Here is a 16,138-nt window from a genome sequence, read left to right as displayed (position 1 = left end):
AATTGATAGGATGAACCTATGTACCTCGTACGTCCAGCGGACTTTGCCGATCTTCCTGCTCTGGAGCGTCTTGCTCAACAAGCTGGCGTTGGCATTACCAATTTTCCAGCCAATAGAGAGCGCTTGAACGACAAAATTGCTTCTTCACGCCGTTCTTTGCAAACCGACGTTGTACAGCCAGGAAACGAATCCTACTTGTTTGTACTAGTGAATACCAATAGCAGCGAGATCGTAGGCTGTTGCGGCATTGATGCCATGGTGGGCGTTGATACCCCTTTTTACAGCTATCGCATTGACGAAGTGGTACACGCTTCACCACAACTGCAAATCCATAATCGTATTCCTGCGCTTTTTTTATGCCATGACTACAGCGGCACGAGCAGATTAATCGCCTTAGTCGTCGATAAAGCGCATCAAAACCCTACGGCCATGTCTTTGTTATCCAGAGCACGATTGCTGTTTATGGCTCGCCATCCAGAACGCTTTACCAAACGTCTCTTTGCTGAACTGCGTGGCGAAAATGACAAACACGGCCAATCTGCGTTTTGGGATGCGCTTGGAAAACATTTTTTCACCATGGACTTTAAAAAGGCAGATTATCTTTCCGGCGTCAGTAACAAGCACTTTATCGCTGAATTAATGCCGCGCTATCCTATTTATGTGCCTACCTTGCCGGAAGCGGCACAGGAAGTCATCGGTGTAGTTCACGAAGAGTCCAGTCAAAGCGCCGATATTCTTTTAAATGAAGGATTTGAATTTCGGGGTTATGTGGATATTTTTGATGCAGGCCCGACCATCGAAGCTCGCACAGAAAGTCTTCACACCATTGCCCAGCAAAAAATGGGCAAAGCCTTAATATTGACTGAAAACAGTAAGGGCCCGATGCACCTTATTTCCGCAGGACACTTAGAAACCTTTCGAGTCACTGCCGCGTCCGCGGAACCACAAGTTGCTGGATTAGCACTGGAAAAAACCACCCAAGAGACACTAGGCATTTCCTCTGGAAGCCGAATCCAATGGGTCGTTCTATAATACTAATAACAATCTATAACGATTTTTGCGCCGCCAACAGCGCTCAATTATAAAAAGGATAATCATCATGATGGTCATACGCCCTATCTGTCAAAATGACCTAAAGTCTCTTTATCGACTCGCCGAAAAGACGGGCATTGGTTTTACCTCTTTGGTATCAGACGAAGCGGTTTTGCAAAAGAAAATTGACGGTGCGATACGCTCTTTCGCCAAAGAAAATGTGGTATCACCAAGCAATGAAGACTACTTAATGGTGCTCGAAGACAGCACCACAGGAGACATTGTCGGAACGTGCGGCATATTGGCAACCGTTGGTTTAGACGAGCCTTTTTACAGCTACCATCTGGGCACCATTACCCATGCTTCAAGAGAGCTAGGTGTTCACAATGCGATCCCTACACTGATACTGAACAATGATTTCACCGGTTGCAGTGAAATTTGCACGTTATTTTTAGAAGAAAACTACCGTCATTCTAAAAATGGCCAATTACTATCTAAAGCCCGTTTTATGTTCATGGCACAATTTCCGGAACGCTTCACAGAAAAGGTCTTTGCAGAAATGCGCGGCGTCAGTGATGAAAATGGCGTATCGCCCTTTTGGGAAAGCCTAGGGCGTCACTTTTTTTCCATCGATTTCAAAGAAGCGGATGAGCTGACTTCACAAGGTAATAAACAGTTTATTGCTGAATTAATGCCTAACAATCCCGTCTACGTTAATTTGCTACCACAAGAAGCGCGAGATGTTTTAGGGCAAGTACACAAAAACACCGTGCCCGCTCGTCGTCTACTGGAACAAGAAGGCTTCCGTTACGAGAACTATGTCGACATTTTTGATGGCGGTCCAAGTTTAGAAGCCCGCGTTCAAGACATACGTGCGGTTCGCGACAGTCGGCTTTGTCTGGCCAACATCGGCCAGCCAAAGGGACTCTGCAACACACCAAATGAAGGCTGCTTCTATCTTGTGTCTAATGCCAAAGTGGTCGATTTTCGCTGTATTCTAATCCAACGATCCATACCGCCAGGCAGCGCCATGACGCTGACTCAAGAAGAAGCAGACAGCCTTTGTATTATCAATAAAGAGCCCGTACGCATTGTTGAATTATCACCCTATTCAGGACACTAATCGGGCCCTCTAAAAGGAGAAGCACCATGAAACAAGCACACTACATCAATGGTCAATGGGTCGCTGGCGAAGGCTCTCCGCTACATTCAATGGATCCTGCAGATGCCAGTTTAGTATGGCAAGCCAATACCGCCACTTTAAACCAAGTAGATTTGGCTATTCAGGCTGCTCGTGCTGCGTTTCCTGCTTGGGCGAATCGTCCTTTAGAGGAACGTTTGGCCATCATTGAAAGGTTCGCAGAAGCAGTAAAAACGCACAGCGAAGAGATTGCCACCGTTATTAGCCGAGAAACTGGCAAGCCGATCTGGGAAACTCGTACTGAAGCCGCCGCTATGGTGGGCAAAGTCGCCATTTCTAAACAGGCTTATCACGAAAGAACGGGGGAAAAAACCACGCCAATGCCTGGCGCTACCGCGCGTTTGCGTCATCGTCCACACGGTGTCGTTGCGGTGTTTGGTCCTTACAATTTTCCAGGGCATTTACCAAACGGCCATATTGTACCGGCACTCATTGCGGGCAATACCGTGGTTTTCAAACCAAGCGAGCAAGCTCCCGCTACATCCGACTTAATTGTGCAGCTTTGGGAAAAAGCAGGGTTACCAGCGGGCGTACTTAATCTCATTCAAGGCGAGCGTGAGACAGGGGTGGCGTTAGCGAATCATCAAGGTATCGATGGGCTTTTCTTCACTGGCAGCCCACAAGTTGGCCATATATTGCACAAAGACTTTGCAGGTCACCCAGGGAAAATTTTAGCGCTGGAAATGGGGGGCAATAATCCGTTATTGGTGTCTGAGAAAATAGCGGATCAACGCGCTGCGGTACATGAAATCATCCAGTCAGCGTTTATCTCGGCGGGACAACGCTGCACTTGCGCCCGTCGCTTATTGTTACCAAAAGGCACATTAGGTGATGCGATTTTGCAGTCTTTGGTCAGCGCAACCAAAGCACTAAAAATCGACCGATTTGATGCGAAAGAACAGCCTTTTATGGGTCCTGTGGTGTCAGCTCAAGCGGCCGATGGCTTGTTGCAAGCCTACCAAAAACTGATCCAGTTAGGCGCATCACCCATCTTAGAAATGACCCGCGGTGATCGCCAAACAGGCTTTATAACACCCGGCATTGTCGATGCTACAAACATGCTAGACGCCCTACCAGATCAAGAATATTTTGGTCCATTGCTGACGGTGATTCGCTATGACTCACTGGATCAAGCCATGAACATCGCTAATAACACAAAATTTGGCTTATCCGCCGGTATTTTGTCAGACGATCTCACAGAATATGAATGGTTCTTACAGCACAGCCGCGCCGGCATTATTAACTGGAACCGTCAGACAACAGGCGCGTCCAGCAACGCTCCCTTCGGTGGCACAGGTGCCAGTGGCAACCATAGAGCCAGCGCCTACTATGCCGCTGACTATTGTGCGTATCCCGTTGCCAGTATTGAAGCCGACCGTTTGACCATGCCAGAAAAGCTCGGCCACGGCATAACGCTTTAGTACTTTAACGCTGACAAACCACAGAATAGACAACGTTGATTCAGGTACAACTTACATTCAAGTACAACTTACATTCAGGTATAAGCAGAGGCCATTATGAACACAGCGACAGAAGCCAATTTTGACGGCTTAGTGGGCCCAACCCACAACTACAGCGGCCTATCTTTTGGTAACGTCGCCTCCTTGAACAACTCAGCGCGTCCGTCCAACCCAAAAGCGGCGGCAAAACAGGGTTTGGTCAAAATGAAAGCGTTGGCGGATATGGGATTTGTGCAAGGCGTCCTCGCGCCTCACGAACGCCCCCATATTCCAACGTTACGTCGTTTAGGCTTTTCTGGCAGTGACGCCAATATAATAGAACAAGCGGCCAAGCATGCGCCCAAATTACTGGCGGCCGTCAGCTCTGCGTCTTGTATGTGGACGGCCAACGCAGCGACTGTATCACCCAGTGGGGATACCAATGACCAACGCGTGCATTTCACCCCGGCCAATTTGGTGAATAAATTCCATCGCTCAATTGAACACGAAACCACGGGGGCGATTTTACAAGCCACTTTTAGAGACGAGAAACACTTCGCTCATCATCGCGCATTGCCCAGTGTTGATCATTTTGGCGATGAAGGTGCCGCCAACCACACCCGGTTTTGTCAGAGTTACGGCGAACAAGGTGTCGAGTTCTTTGTCTATGGAATGGAAGCCTTTAACAACCATGCCCCTAAACCGGCTAAATTCCCCGCTCGCCATACGTTAGAAGCCTCCCAAGCGGTCGCACGTCGTCACGGCTTATCGGCAGATCAAGTGGTTTATGCTCAACAAAATCCAGATGTCATCGACGCAGGCGTTTTTCACAATGACGTCATCGCGGTGGGCAATCGTAACGCACATTTTTACCACCAAGAGGCCTTCTTAGATACGGCCAAAATGAAACAAGACTTACTGAAAGCATGGGGGGACAGAGCGTCACAGTTCCATCTTATTGAAGTGCCAAGTAACGAAGTATCCGTTCAAGACTGTATTCAATCTTACCTATTTAATAGCCAACTATTAAGCCGTGGCGATGATGATATGGTGCTGGTCGTGCCAGGCGAATGTGAGAATAACCCAGCCGTTTGGGCGTATTTAAACAGCTTAGTTGCAGGCCAGTCCCCAATCAATGAAATCAAAATATTTGATCTGAAACAAAGTATGAGCAATGGCGGTGGCCCTGCCTGCCTTCGACTTCGTGTCGCCTTAACACCCGCTGAACAAGCCGCACTTAACCCATCAACACTTATGAACGATACCTTGTTTGAGCGTTTAAATGCGTGGGTCGATAAGCATTATCGTGACGAACTGCACGAAAAAGACCTCGCCGATCCTCAGCTACTAATTGAGAGTCGCAACGCCCTAGAGGAGTTAACTGGATTATTGAAATTAGGGAATGTCTACGCGTTTCAGCAATGATAGATGCTTATTACAATGACCAAGTTTAAAAAGGGCGTGGTTAATTCTGTAATTAATGCGCACGACGTATCTCTTGCTTGCTGCGAATAAGCTCTGCCGAGTACAATCCTTGCAAATCAAATTTGGCCTTATTCAATAGAAGGAAGACTTCTTGACCACCTTATCCGATGCTTTGCAAGCGTTGGCAGCTCACTGCCAACAAGCCGCGACAACATCAGCGCTAACGTTCCACCGAGGCGTGGAACGAGAAGCGTTGCGCGTTGATCGCTCTGAGGGCCGCATCTCTCATAAGCCCCACCCAAAAACATTGGGGTCGGCACTGACTCACAGTTCGATTACAACCGATTACTCTGAATCTTTAATGGAATTTATTACCGGTGTTCACCCAAGCGTGGAAGGGGTAATTAAAGAGTTAGAAGACATTCACAATCTCGTTAACCATGAGCTCTTCCATCAAGATGAATGTTTGTGGCCCGCCAGCATGCCTTGTTACCTTGCAGGTAATGATGACGTTCCGATTGCCTATTATGGCGAATCCAATACTGGCAAACTGAAACGTGTGTATCGTGAGGGCTTATCCAATCGTTATGGTCGCATCATGCAATGCATTGCAGGTATGCACTATAATTTTTCCTTTGATCGTGACTTTTGGACATTCTTAGAACACTACAAGGGTAAACCAGCCTTATCCGCCATCGAAAAACAGGCATTTCAATCCGATAGCTATTTTGCCTTGATTCGTAATTTTCGTCGCAGCTCTTGGATGCTGTCGCTGTTGTTTGGCGCGTCTTCTGCCATCGATGAAAGTTTTTTACCCCAAAAACCCGCAAGCCTAACAGAGCTGGAAAAGCGCACTTGGTTCGGACCAAAGGCAACCTCGCTACGCATGAGCGACCTTGGCTATCAAAACAAGGCTCAAGCCGATTTATATGTGTGTTACAACGAAGTTGAAACCTACATCAGCACCATCAAGAAAGCATTACGAACACCTTATCAACGCTACCAAGACATCGGCGTAAAGGTGGATGGACACTACCGTCAACTCAACAGCAACCTGTTGCAAATTGAAAACGAATATTACAGTGATATTCGTCCAAAGCGCGTCACTCAGCCAGGCGAACATCCAAGCGCCGCGTTACATGCTAGAGGCGTTGAATACATTGAAGTGCGTATTATGGATTTAGATCCAAGCTCGTCTATTGGCATGCAATCCTCTACTTTGTATTTTATTGATGTGTTTTTACTTTACTGCATGTTGCGTGGTGACGAGCACCTCGGCAGCGAAGAATGCAGTCAGCTGCGTAAGATGCAACAAGAAATTGCCTCCCATGGTCGTGACTTGGATATGGATTTTGATTTTGGTCAAGGGCCAACCAAGCTGCGTACAAAAGCGGATAGCATGTTGGCCGAGTTAACACAGGTGGCGGATTTCTTGTCGACAAAAACAGGCAACCCTGCTTATTTGCAGGCGGTGGCGATCCAGAAAGAAAAGCTTCACAACGAATCTCTCTTGCCTTCTGCGCAATTATTAGAGCGTTGCAAAGCTCAACAAGGCTATCAAAACGCCATGCTCGCCTTATCAAAAGAGCAGCAAGCACAATGGATGGCTTGCCCACTCACTGACGAGCTCACTCGTGAATTCATGGACAAGGCAGAACGTTCTTTACGGGATCAGGAAGCCATAGAAGCCGCCGATGAAGTGGATTTTGATACCTTCCTAACCGCGTATTTAACACCGCAGTGAGTTTATTGTAGGTCGTGGCTTTAGCGCGTCGAAGAATTTGGTTTGGTGTTATCCGTTTTTGACGGCCTAAAGGCCGACCTACATAGTTTTGTGTAGGTCGTGGCTTTAACGCGTCGAAGAATTTAGTTTGGTGTTATCTGTTTTTGGCGGCCTAAAGGCCGACCTACATAGTTTTGTGTAGGTCGTGGCTTTAGCGTTTTATTAAGCGTTTGGCGATACAGGAATGTCTTCAAGATTATCCAGCACCAACCATTCCGCCAGCTTGATGCGTAAATCGTCCACACCGTCTCCGTTTAAAGAAGAGAACGTTTGCACTGAACCATCAACACCTAGCGTTTTAATCACTCGCTGTACAGCCAGCATGGTGGATTTCGCCGGTCCACGTTTGAGCTTGTCCGACTTGGTCAGTAACACATGCACTTTCATGCGGTTGGATTTCGCCCAGTCGAGCATCATTTCATCAAATTCTTTTAAAGGATGACGAATGTCCATAACAAGCACCACACCCGCTAGAGAGCGACGATTCATCAAGTAGTCTTGCATGTGTGCTTGCCATACTTTTTTCATGGCAATAGGCACCTTCGCAAAACCGTATCCAGGTAAGTCAATAAGACGACGATCATCTACATTAAGTCCAAAACAGTTAATCAACTGTGTTCGACCGGGTGTTTTAGAAGTACGCGCTAACTTACGTTGATTCGTTAAGGTATTTAAGGCGGTAGATTTCCCCGCATTCGAGCGACCTGCGAACGCAACTTCGACACCTTGGTCTAAAGGACATTGAGAAAGTTTTTCTGCACTTTTAATAAAATGTGCGGATTGGAAAGTAGAGTCAAAAGGGGTCATAAGTTGATATTCATCAGTAAATTCGAATTGGCATTTAGGTTTATTTCATTTGCTGTATATAATGCCAGCAAACTCAATGATATGCCATGTTGTTCAGAGCAAAAGACACAGTATGTAAGTTTCATGTAAACTTACTGGAAAATCAGCGCGCTAAAGCCTTGATAGAATCGTATTCTGCTGAAATTCTGTGCATCATGTATGAATACCTTATAAATCAATACGACTAGGAGTACTCCATGATAAAGTTTTTGTCAGCACTGATATTTTCTTTACTGATTCCTCTTTCTGCATCGGCGGCGGAATACAGTGATGGTAATGGCTATACAACCATTAAAACCCCAGTAAGAACCAGTGACCCGAATAAAATCGAAGTCACCGAAATTTTTTGGTATGGCTGCCCACATTGTTATAGCCTAGAACCGCTGGTTCAAACATGGAAAAAAGATCTACCAAGCGATGTTGACTTTAAATTCATGCCTGCCGTGTTTGGCCGTGGCTGGTTAGCGCATGCAAAAGCCTTTTATGTCGCCGATCTACTGGGTATAGAAGATAAAATTCGTGCAGATATGTTTAATGCTATCCATGTTGAGCGCCGTAATCTAAACTCTGAAGACGCGTTAGCACGGTTTTTTGCTGACTACGGTGTCAATGAAGATGACTTCCGTAAACAGTATGATTCATTTGCGGTAAACAGTCGTTTAAGCCAAGCCGATGCAAAAATACGCGCTTATGGTGCACGTGGGGTTCCCGGTATTATTGTCAATGGCAAGTACCTAGTCAGTGCTGAAAGTGCTAATGGCAACGAAAACATTTTTAAAGTCGTTGACTTCTTAATTGAGAAAGAACGTCAAAAATAAGTAGGACATAAGGCGAATATGGCGGAATCATCCAGTGACAAACTGATTGAAGTGTTACGTAAAGCCGTTTCTAGAACCAGCATGCTGGCCGAAGGAAACGACCCAAAACTTGATTCCGTCGTTCGTCAAATAAGACAAGCTATCACCAAAGGTGCGAATGCTGAAGAGATACAAGAGGTTCTCAATAACGCAGAACCCTTGTTAATCCAAAGCGACGAAGCACTTGCAAGCCGAGCCAGACAAATTCGAACCGTTTTAGAAGAGCTTATTAACCTACTTGAAAAGCAAGAAAATAAACGCGTCCCTCAAAACGAAAAAAAACAACTTGAAGCACAAATACGCTTACACTGGCAATCCTCTTCACAGTGGCCTCAATTGTTAAAAGGCTTTCTTACTCTAGCTGAAAACACGCTTAATCAAGCCGAGGCAGACCCGTCAAGAAGTTCATTTTTCAAACGCTTGTTCAATCGAAACCGTAATACCAGCGACTCCCAAAAAAATGATCAAGAAATCATGATGCAAATTAGCCACACCTTGGCTGGCCTCATGAATAATTTATCTTTACCTAGCCATTACGACGAAGACATTGTCGACTTAAAGAAAGCACTACTCGGCAATAATAATTTGCAGCAACTGCCCAGTTTACTGGACGAAGTTATTAGCATGGTTATGATTGCGATTGGAAAAAACCAAGAAAGCCTTACCAATTACCTCAATCAGTTAAATAAGCAACTTGCCAGCATCAATGAATCGATCTCTAGCAGCTATCTTTCACAAAAGTCGTTATCCGCAAGCCGCGAAGGATTTAGTTCAACGCTACAAAAACAAGTGACCGATACTTCAAAGGCCGTAAACAGTGCCGATGATCTAGACAGCCTTAAAAACATTATCAATGACAGGTTATCCACTATTTCCAGTACCATGGCGGAATACAAAACCCAAATGGTCGAACAGGAAAAGCATGCCACACAATCCATTACCTTGCTAAAAAACAAGGTGACTCGAATGGAAAAAGACACTGTATCTCTGCGCTCGTTATTACAAGAGAAACTGGCCCAAGCTATGACAGATACCTTAACAGATCTCCCTAACCGCACCGCCTATCAAGACACCATCCTGCCTATGTGCAGAGTCACACAAAAAACACAAAAATCGCTTTGTTTAGCGGTTTGTGACATTGACCACTTTAAAAAGGTGAATGACACTTGGGGGCACTTGGCGGGTGACAAGGTGCTCAGACTGGTCCCCAAACAAATACGCAGCGTTCTCGATAAAACGGATCTGATATTTCGTTATGGTGGTGAGGAATTCGTGATTATTTTCCCCAACACGACACTCTCACAAGCCATAGAGCGCGCCGAGGCAATTCGCCTTGCGGTTATCAAGACCCCCTTTAACATGCAGGGTGAACCGGTTTCCATCTCTGTGTCGATCGGGGTGGCGGAATTGGGTGCACAAGAAGAACCAGAGTCCTTATTTTCTCGTGCCGACAAACAGCTCTATATGGCGAAAGAAGCTGGGCGAAATAAAGTCATGGCACATAAATAGTACAGATAACATAAAGCAGTACCCGTGCCTTGCCGACGCGGTTACAATAACCGCTTAAATAAAGAATATGGCGCATAATATCGCCAGTAGGATGAAGTAGTTTATGCAAGACGATCAGAAAAAAACCACTGACTTTGGCTTTAAAGAAATTCCGACTGATGAAAAAGTAAAAGCTGTCGCACAAGTTTTTCACTCCGTAGCCGCAAAATACGACATTATGAATGACTTGATGTCTGGTGGTATTCATCGCCTATGGAAACGCCATACTATTAGTCAATCTGGTGTGCGCGCTGGCCATTGTGTTCTTGATATTGCAGGCGGTACAGGCGATTTAACCCTTAAATTTTCTCGTCTTGTTGGCGCACAAGGTCAAGTTATTTTGGCCGACATCAACGACTCTATGCTAAAGGTCGGCCGTGATAAACTTGCGAATCAAGGCGTCGTTGGCAACGTCAAATTTGTACAAGCTAACGCCGAAGCACTGCCCTTTCCTGACGACACCTTTGATTGCATTACAATCGCGTTTGGTCTGCGCAATGTCACTGACAAATCCAAAGCTCTCGCGTCAATGTACCGCGTGCTGAAGCCGGGTGGACGCTTGTTAGTGCTAGAATTTTCTAAGCCAGAATCCGAACTATTATCACAAGTATATGATCAGTACTCATTCCGCTTACTCCCTGCTATGGGCAAATTGATTGCTAATGACGCCGACAGCTATCGTTATCTTGCTGAATCCATCCGCATGCACCCAGATCAAGAAATGTTAAAAAGCATGATGGACGCAGTCGGATTTGAACGCACCAGTTATCAAAACTTAACCGGCGGCATTGTTGCGCTTCATAAAGGGTTTAAATTCTAGTTATGTTAACCAGTGTTTTTCGCTTATTGCGCATTGTATTTACCGTTATTCGCTTTCGCCTTGATGTCTTTATTCCTTTTGGTCTATTGCCTTGGTACATTCGTTACACGCTCGGCCCACTTTGCGCCATAGGCCGTAAACGGGCTCAACAAAATAGAGGCGAGCGACTGCGACTCGCGTTAGAGTCATTAGGCCCTATTTTTGTCAAATTTGGACAAATATTATCGACTCGACGCGATTTACTCGATGACGACATTGCCGACGAACTCGCTAAATTACAGGATAAGGTGCCCGCGTTTCCGGGCCATGTGGCTCAAGCCATTATTGAAAGAGATTTAAAAGCCCCCGTTTCTGAGCTGTTTGCCACATTTTCAGCCACACCTTTAGCGTCTGCGTCTATTGCGCAAGTTCACACGGCAACGCTTCATTCTGGCGAAGAAGTGGTGGTGAAAGTGATTCGTCCTCATATAGAAAAAACCATCAGCAAAGACATCAGTTTGCTTTACACTTTAGCCCACCTTGTCGCGAATATGAGCGCTGATGGCCGTCGTTTGCGCCCTGTGGAGGTGGTAACCGATTACGAATACACCATCCTAGACGAATTGGACCTCGCCAAGGAAGCTGGCAATACCGGTTTATTGCAGCGCAACTTTACCCACTCTGAGCTACTTTACGTACCACAAGTGTATTGGGACTTCAGTCATCGCAATGTCATGGTAATGGAGCGTATTTCAGGCATTCCTGTTGCCGATATTGCCGCCCTGAACAAAGCCAATGTAGACATGAAATGTTTGGCTGAACGTGGCGTAGAAATATTTTTCACGCAGGTTTTTTCACACAGTTTTTTTCATGCAGACATGCATCCAGGCAATATTTTTGTTGATGTCAGCAACCCTAAAAAACCCAAATACATTGCGATAGACTGTGCAATTATGGGCAGTTTAGATGACGCCGATAAGAGTTATTTAGCACGCAATCTTCTGGCTTTTTTTCAACGAGATTACCGCTTAGTGGCTGAGTTGCATGTGGAAAGTGGCTGGGTACCAAAGGGAACACCAGTGCACGCCTTTGAATCGGCTATTCGCAGTGTATGTGAACCTATGTTCGCTAAACCTTTGAAAGACATCTCTTTTGGCCAAGTATTAATTGGCTTATTCCAGACCGCGCGACGCTTCAATATGGAAGTGCAGCCACAATTGGTGTTGCTGGAAAAAACTCTATTGAATATAGAAGGCTTAGGGCGTCAACTCTACCCAGACTTAGATCTATGGGTGACGGCAAAACCCTTCTTAGAAAAATGGATGAGTGAACAAGTGGGACCCAAACGTGTCATGGAAGAAGTGCGTAAACAAGCACCACAGTGGGCAGGCCAATTACCTCAGATCCCCAACTTAATTTTTACCGCACTGTCGCAAATTTCGCATCAAGAAGAGCGCATGAAAGCACAAACAGAAGCGATTGAGCAGCTCGGTAAAGAGTTACAAAAGGGTCGCAAAAACACGCCTTTTCGTTTGCTGGGCGTATTGAGTTTGGCGAGCGCATGGATGGTGACAGATCCCACAGCACTAGAGCACTTACAAACCGCTGATATAGCCAGTTTAGGCTTATTTCTCGTGGGCCTTTACCTACTTGTCTTAAAACCGTAACATTCGAGAGATTATAATGAGATCCGATGTATTGGCTGAGTTAGCAGCCACGCTAGAACAACGTAAAACCGCCGCCGCAGATTCTTCTTATGTTGCAAGTCTACATGCAAAGGGATTGAATAAGATCCTTGAAAAAGTAGGCGAAGAAAGCATTGAAACCATCATTGCAGCGAAAGATGCCGTCATCTCTGGCGATAAGTCCGATTTGATTTATGAAACAGCAGATCTCTGGTTTCACACACTAGTCATGTTATCTCACTTGGATATTGGCCCAGAAGCCATATTGGATGAGCTAGCGCGTCGATTTAATTTGTCTGGCTTAGACGAAAAAGCCAACCGTAGTAAATAAAAATAGGAGAGCAATATGTTCGGTGGAATCAGTATTTGGCAACTCTTAATCGTGTTGGCTATCTTAATCCTTATCTTTGGTACCAAAAAGCTTAAAAACCTTGGGTCTGACCTTGGTGGAGCGGTAAAAGGGTTTAAAGAAGCGGTTGATAAAGACGACAAAGCAGAAGATGAAAAAGTTACTCAGCACAAAGTCATTGATGCTGATGTCAAAAAAGACGATAAGAGCGCCTAAGCCGTGTTCGACATTGGCTTTTCTGAACTTCTTGTTGTTTTCGTCGTAGGCCTATTAGTACTAGGCCCCGAACGTTTGCCTCATGCCGCAAAAATGGCAGGGCTGTGGGTGCGTAAAATCAAGCGCAGCATTAATTCCGTACAAAGGGAAATTAATGCTCAGCTAGACCAAGAGGAACTGCAGCAAAAAATCAGTGAGACGAATCAACGCCTCTTAAAAGAAGAGCGTGCTATTCAAAACACTATTTTACCCATGGCGACTCAAGACCCTATTGCGGTGCACAAAAATACGCAACCAGACATTGAGTTAGAAACAGCCCCCTTAGCAGACAAACAGCAAGCAGACACACAACAAGTAGAACCAGAGAAGGTAAAAGAGATCGATCAACTGGCCCATGAAACAGACAAAGTGCCTGAAGCCCCATCTCGCCCTTAATGACACTCACTTTGACAACCTATACGCGGACATGTGACGCACTATGAGTACAGATTCTTCAAATCAAGCCCCACTGGTTGCTCATCTTCTCGAGCTTAGAAATCGTTTGCTAAAGTCAGTTCTAGCGATACTGATTCTCTTTGTTGGCTTGTACGCCTTTGCCAACGACTTATATCTTATTGTGTCTGAACCATTACGGCTTTTATTGCCCGCTGGCAGCTCATTGATTGCAACAGAAGTTGCCTCACCTTTTTTGGCCCCTCTAAAGCTGACATTTTTTGTGTCTGTTTTAATCTCTGTTCCCTATACCCTGTATCAAGCATGGTCCTTCATTGCCCCAGCCTTGTACAAAAATGAAAAACAAATTGCGATTCCCTTATTGGTGTCCAGCATTTTCCTTTTTTATGCAGGCGTCTTGTTTGCCTATTACATTGTTCTGCCATTGATTTTTGGCTTCTTCACGACAGTAGGGCCAGGCGAAGTCACGGTCATGACTGACATTAATAATTATTTAAACTTTGTACTCAAACTTTTCTTTGCGTTTGGCGTTACCTTTGAAATTCCTGTCGCTACCTATTTGCTGATCAAAGCCGGTGTGACAACCGTTGCGGCTTTGTCAAAAAAGCGTCCTTATATTTTTCTCGGCTGTTTTGTGGTCGGTATGTTGATCACACCGCCTGATATTTTCTCTCAAACCTTACTCGCCATTCCTATGTGGATGCTATTTGAACTGGGTCTTTTGGCTGGACGCACGGTCAAAGTCGTGGTCGATGGCAGCGAAGAAGAAAATGAAAAAACTCAGGCGACTCAGTAATATCTAAAATTTAACCTTTTTAGAGCCCCCTAAACTTAGTTTAGGGGGCTCTTTATTATCTGTCACCCATCTAATAAAACGAACCTTCATCGACTCGCAACAAAGTGGTATTGTGCTAGAAAACCAAAGCACACATGAGAGGCTTTCTCCCTATGCAGATAATTGACGCCCATGCCGTAAACCAAGTACTAACCTTTGAAGCACTCATCCCCGCTATAAACAAAACCTTCCAACAAGCCTTTGGCATGCCGCAAAGACAAATGTACCCCTTACCCGGAGGCACCGCGGAAAAGCACGATACCTTTGCCGTGCTTCCAGCATGGACAGAAGACGTGCTGGGCGTAAAATCTTTCACTCACTACCCAGAGAACCCACAAAAAGGCCTGCTTACCGTCGCCGCTCAGGTATTGCTTTTCTCCCGATCAACAGGCGCACCACTCGCTCTTGTCGATGGTACGAGCCTAACTTATTGGCGAACAGCTGCTGTATCTGCTTTGGCGGCTAGCTATATGGCAAGAGAAGATGCCAGCACTTTGCTCTTATTTGGTACAGGGGAATTAGCGCCTTTTATGGCGATTGCCCACGCCAGCGTTCGACCAATTCACACCGTATACGTGCATGGCCGTTCGGATGAAAAAATGCGCAGCGTTCAACAAAAAATCAAGGCCATCAGACCCGATCTTAATGTGCAGGTATGCCATCATTATGAAAGCGTAATAACGGGTATCGATATTGTCAGCTGCGCTACCGGCAGTCCCACGCCCTTATTCAACAGCGCCTTACTCGCCGCTGGTACACATCTAGATTTGGTGGGCAATCACCACAGAACCTGTCGTGAATGCGATTCGGCAACGGTTAAAATGTCACGAGTTATAGTGGACAGTCGTTTGAACGTCTTAAACGAAGCGGGTGAGATTTTAATTCCACTGGCAGAAAACTGTATTGAAGAGAGCCACATTCAGGGAGAGCTCGCAGAGCTATGCTCTTCAACGATCAAAGGTCGCTTAAATAACAGCGAAACCACTTTATTTAAATCAGTCGGCACGGCACTTGCTGACGTAGCCAGTGCCTATCTTGTTTACCAACTACTCAACAGCCAGACATAAGCCAACAGAGCAGTAACGCCTATTCCAGCATGAATGTAACAGGGCCATCGTTGATAAAAGATACCTTCATATCAGCCCCAAAACGCCCTGTTGCAACGTTAGCGTATTGAGCACGTACTTTATCCACAAAGTCATTGAACAAGCGCTCCCCCTCTTCTGGAATCGCAGCAGTAGAAAAACCAGGACGAAGACCTTTTTTGGTTTCTGCGGCCAAGGTAAATTGTGATACCAGTAAAACGCCACCGCCCACTTGCTGAACATTGAGGTTCATTTTGCCTTCTTCATCACCAAACATGCGGTATTTTAAAAGCTTATCAGCCAGTCTTTGTGTATCCGTTTCCGTGTCACCTTTTTCGATACCAACCAACACAAGCTGACCGTGATCAATGGCACCTATGGTTTCCCCCTCGACCACCACACTGGCGTTTAGGGCGCGCTGAACCAACACTTTCATCATCACTCCTTACCTATAACTTTAGGTTTGTAGGCGGTTACTTTAAATCAAATGCCAGAAAAAACAAAAGCGCCCGAAGGCGCTTCTGTCGCTCACGAATTCATTTGCATGAATTCATTTGCTGCTGCTCTTTGTAAAAGATACTTTCA

Annotated in this window: 16 protein-coding genes; 14 read left to right on the top strand and 2 right to left on the bottom strand. The window is 45.7% G+C overall.

The annotated features are described in order from the left end of the window. The first annotated feature begins 18 nt into the window (after window positions 1-18). From DKT73_RS05625 to gshA, 5 genes are all read left to right on the top strand, one after another. Window positions 19-1,032 carry an arginine N-succinyltransferase gene (locus DKT73_RS05625; RefSeq protein WP_111637584.1) on the top strand — a complete coding sequence of 338 codons (1,014 nt, stop codon included), beginning with the start codon at window positions 19-21 and terminating at the stop codon, window positions 1,030-1,032. 67 nt (window positions 1,033-1,099) lie between these two features. Further along, window positions 1,100-2,155: an arginine N-succinyltransferase gene (astA, locus tag DKT73_RS05620; protein ID WP_111637583.1), complete on the top strand. Its 1,056-nt coding sequence runs from the start codon at window positions 1,100-1,102 to the stop codon at window positions 2,153-2,155. Between the two features lie 26 nt (window positions 2,156-2,181). Then, window positions 2,182-3,654 (top strand): succinylglutamate-semialdehyde dehydrogenase, encoded by a 1,473-nt coding sequence (gene astD, locus DKT73_RS05615; RefSeq protein WP_111637582.1) that lies wholly within the window; start codon window positions 2,182-2,184, stop codon window positions 3,652-3,654. Window positions 3,655-3,750: 96 nt separating this feature from the next. Further along, complete coding sequence (astB, locus tag DKT73_RS05610; RefSeq protein WP_111637581.1) at window positions 3,751-5,097, top strand: N-succinylarginine dihydrolase; 1,347 nt, start codon at window positions 3,751-3,753, stop codon at window positions 5,095-5,097. Window positions 5,098-5,248: 151 nt separating this feature from the next. After that, entirely contained in the window at window positions 5,249-6,841 is a 1,593-nt protein-coding gene (gene gshA / locus DKT73_RS05605; RefSeq protein WP_111637580.1) for a glutamate--cysteine ligase, read from the top strand. Window positions 6,842-7,042: 201 nt separating this feature from the next. Here the strand turns inward: gshA and yihA are convergent, their stop codons facing one another. Further along, entirely contained in the window at window positions 7,043-7,687 is a 645-nt protein-coding gene (gene yihA / locus DKT73_RS05600; protein WP_111637579.1) for a ribosome biogenesis GTP-binding protein YihA/YsxC, read from the bottom strand. 236 nt (window positions 7,688-7,923) lie between these two features. On the opposite strand from yihA, the gene DKT73_RS05595 reads away from it, so the two are divergent. The 9 genes from DKT73_RS05595 to lhpI all read left to right on the top strand — a co-directional run bounded on the left by DKT73_RS05595 (window position 7,924) and on the right by lhpI (window position 15,535). Beyond that, a complete protein-coding gene (locus DKT73_RS05595; RefSeq protein WP_111637578.1) occupies window positions 7,924-8,544 on the top strand; it encodes a thiol:disulfide interchange protein DsbA/DsbL in 621 nt (206 codons plus the stop codon). A gap of 18 nt (window positions 8,545-8,562) precedes the next feature. Next, complete coding sequence (locus tag DKT73_RS05590; protein WP_111637577.1) at window positions 8,563-10,092, top strand: GGDEF domain-containing protein; 1,530 nt, start codon at window positions 8,563-8,565, stop codon at window positions 10,090-10,092. A gap of 103 nt (window positions 10,093-10,195) precedes the next feature. Next, window positions 10,196-10,951 (top strand): bifunctional demethylmenaquinone methyltransferase/2-methoxy-6-polyprenyl-1,4-benzoquinol methylase UbiE, encoded by a 756-nt coding sequence (gene ubiE / locus DKT73_RS05585; protein WP_111637576.1) that lies wholly within the window; start codon window positions 10,196-10,198, stop codon window positions 10,949-10,951. A gap of 2 nt (window positions 10,952-10,953) precedes the next feature. After that, a complete protein-coding gene (gene ubiB, locus DKT73_RS05580) occupies window positions 10,954-12,597 on the top strand; it encodes a ubiquinone biosynthesis regulatory protein kinase UbiB (RefSeq protein ID WP_111637575.1) in 1,644 nt (547 codons plus the stop codon). 16 nt (window positions 12,598-12,613) lie between these two features. After that, a complete protein-coding gene (locus tag DKT73_RS05575; protein ID WP_111637574.1) occupies window positions 12,614-12,946 on the top strand; it encodes a phosphoribosyl-ATP diphosphatase in 333 nt (110 codons plus the stop codon). 15 nt (window positions 12,947-12,961) lie between these two features. Next, window positions 12,962-13,180, top strand: coding sequence for a Sec-independent protein translocase subunit TatA (tatA, locus tag DKT73_RS05570; RefSeq protein WP_111637573.1), 219 nt, complete (start codon window positions 12,962-12,964; stop codon window positions 13,178-13,180). A gap of 3 nt (window positions 13,181-13,183) precedes the next feature. Beyond that, window positions 13,184-13,615 (top strand): Sec-independent protein translocase protein TatB, encoded by a 432-nt coding sequence (gene tatB, locus DKT73_RS05565; RefSeq protein WP_111637572.1) that lies wholly within the window; start codon window positions 13,184-13,186, stop codon window positions 13,613-13,615. Between the two features lie 43 nt (window positions 13,616-13,658). Next, the gene (tatC, locus tag DKT73_RS05560; RefSeq protein ID WP_111637571.1) at window positions 13,659-14,429 is read left to right on the top strand and encodes a twin-arginine translocase subunit TatC; all 771 of its coding nucleotides are present in this window, start codon (window positions 13,659-13,661) and stop codon (window positions 14,427-14,429) included. Window positions 14,430-14,581: 152 nt separating this feature from the next. Then, window positions 14,582-15,535, top strand: coding sequence for a bifunctional Delta(1)-pyrroline-2-carboxylate/Delta(1)-piperideine-2-carboxylate reductase (lhpI, locus tag DKT73_RS05555; RefSeq protein WP_111637570.1), 954 nt, complete (start codon window positions 14,582-14,584; stop codon window positions 15,533-15,535). A gap of 19 nt (window positions 15,536-15,554) precedes the next feature. On the opposite strand, the gene dtd is transcribed toward lhpI, so the two are convergent. Next, window positions 15,555-15,989 (bottom strand): D-aminoacyl-tRNA deacylase, encoded by a 435-nt coding sequence (gene dtd, locus DKT73_RS05550; RefSeq protein WP_111637569.1) that lies wholly within the window; start codon window positions 15,987-15,989, stop codon window positions 15,555-15,557. Window positions 15,990-16,138 lie beyond the last annotated feature (149 nt).

Source organism: Marinomonas shanghaiensis, assembly GCF_003259175.1.
GTDB lineage: Bacteria > Pseudomonadota > Gammaproteobacteria > Pseudomonadales > Marinomonadaceae > Marinomonas > Marinomonas shanghaiensis.
This window is presented reverse-complemented; position numbering and strand designations above follow the sequence as displayed.

Excerpts from the sequence above, each read along its gene's own strand:
- dtd (WP_111637569.1), bottom strand. The coding sequence starts at position 15,989 with ATGAAAGTGTTGGTTCAGCGCGCCCTAAACGCCAGTGTGGTGGTCGAG.
- DKT73_RS05590 (WP_111637577.1), top strand. The coding sequence starts at position 8,563 with ATGGCGGAATCATCCAGTGACAAACTGATTGAAGTGTTACGTAAAGCC.
- DKT73_RS05575 (WP_111637574.1), top strand. The coding sequence starts at position 12,614 with ATGAGATCCGATGTATTGGCTGAGTTAGCAGCCACGCTAGAACAACGT.
- lhpI (WP_111637570.1), top strand. The coding sequence starts at position 14,582 with ATGCAGATAATTGACGCCCATGCCGTAAACCAAGTACTAACCTTTGAA.
- ubiE (WP_111637576.1), top strand. The coding sequence starts at position 10,196 with ATGCAAGACGATCAGAAAAAAACCACTGACTTTGGCTTTAAAGAAATT.
- astA (WP_111637583.1), top strand. The coding sequence starts at position 1,100 with ATGATGGTCATACGCCCTATCTGTCAAAATGACCTAAAGTCTCTTTAT.
- tatA (WP_111637573.1), top strand. The coding sequence starts at position 12,962 with ATGTTCGGTGGAATCAGTATTTGGCAACTCTTAATCGTGTTGGCTATC.
- tatC (WP_111637571.1), top strand. The coding sequence starts at position 13,659 with ATGAGTACAGATTCTTCAAATCAAGCCCCACTGGTTGCTCATCTTCTC.
- ubiB (WP_111637575.1), top strand. The coding sequence starts at position 10,954 with ATGTTAACCAGTGTTTTTCGCTTATTGCGCATTGTATTTACCGTTATT.
- DKT73_RS05625 (WP_111637584.1), top strand. The coding sequence starts at position 19 with ATGTACCTCGTACGTCCAGCGGACTTTGCCGATCTTCCTGCTCTGGAG.
- yihA (WP_111637579.1), bottom strand. The coding sequence starts at position 7,687 with ATGACCCCTTTTGACTCTACTTTCCAATCCGCACATTTTATTAAAAGT.
- astB (WP_111637581.1), top strand. The coding sequence starts at position 3,751 with ATGAACACAGCGACAGAAGCCAATTTTGACGGCTTAGTGGGCCCAACC.
- astD (WP_111637582.1), top strand. The coding sequence starts at position 2,182 with ATGAAACAAGCACACTACATCAATGGTCAATGGGTCGCTGGCGAAGGC.
- DKT73_RS05595 (WP_111637578.1), top strand. The coding sequence starts at position 7,924 with ATGATAAAGTTTTTGTCAGCACTGATATTTTCTTTACTGATTCCTCTT.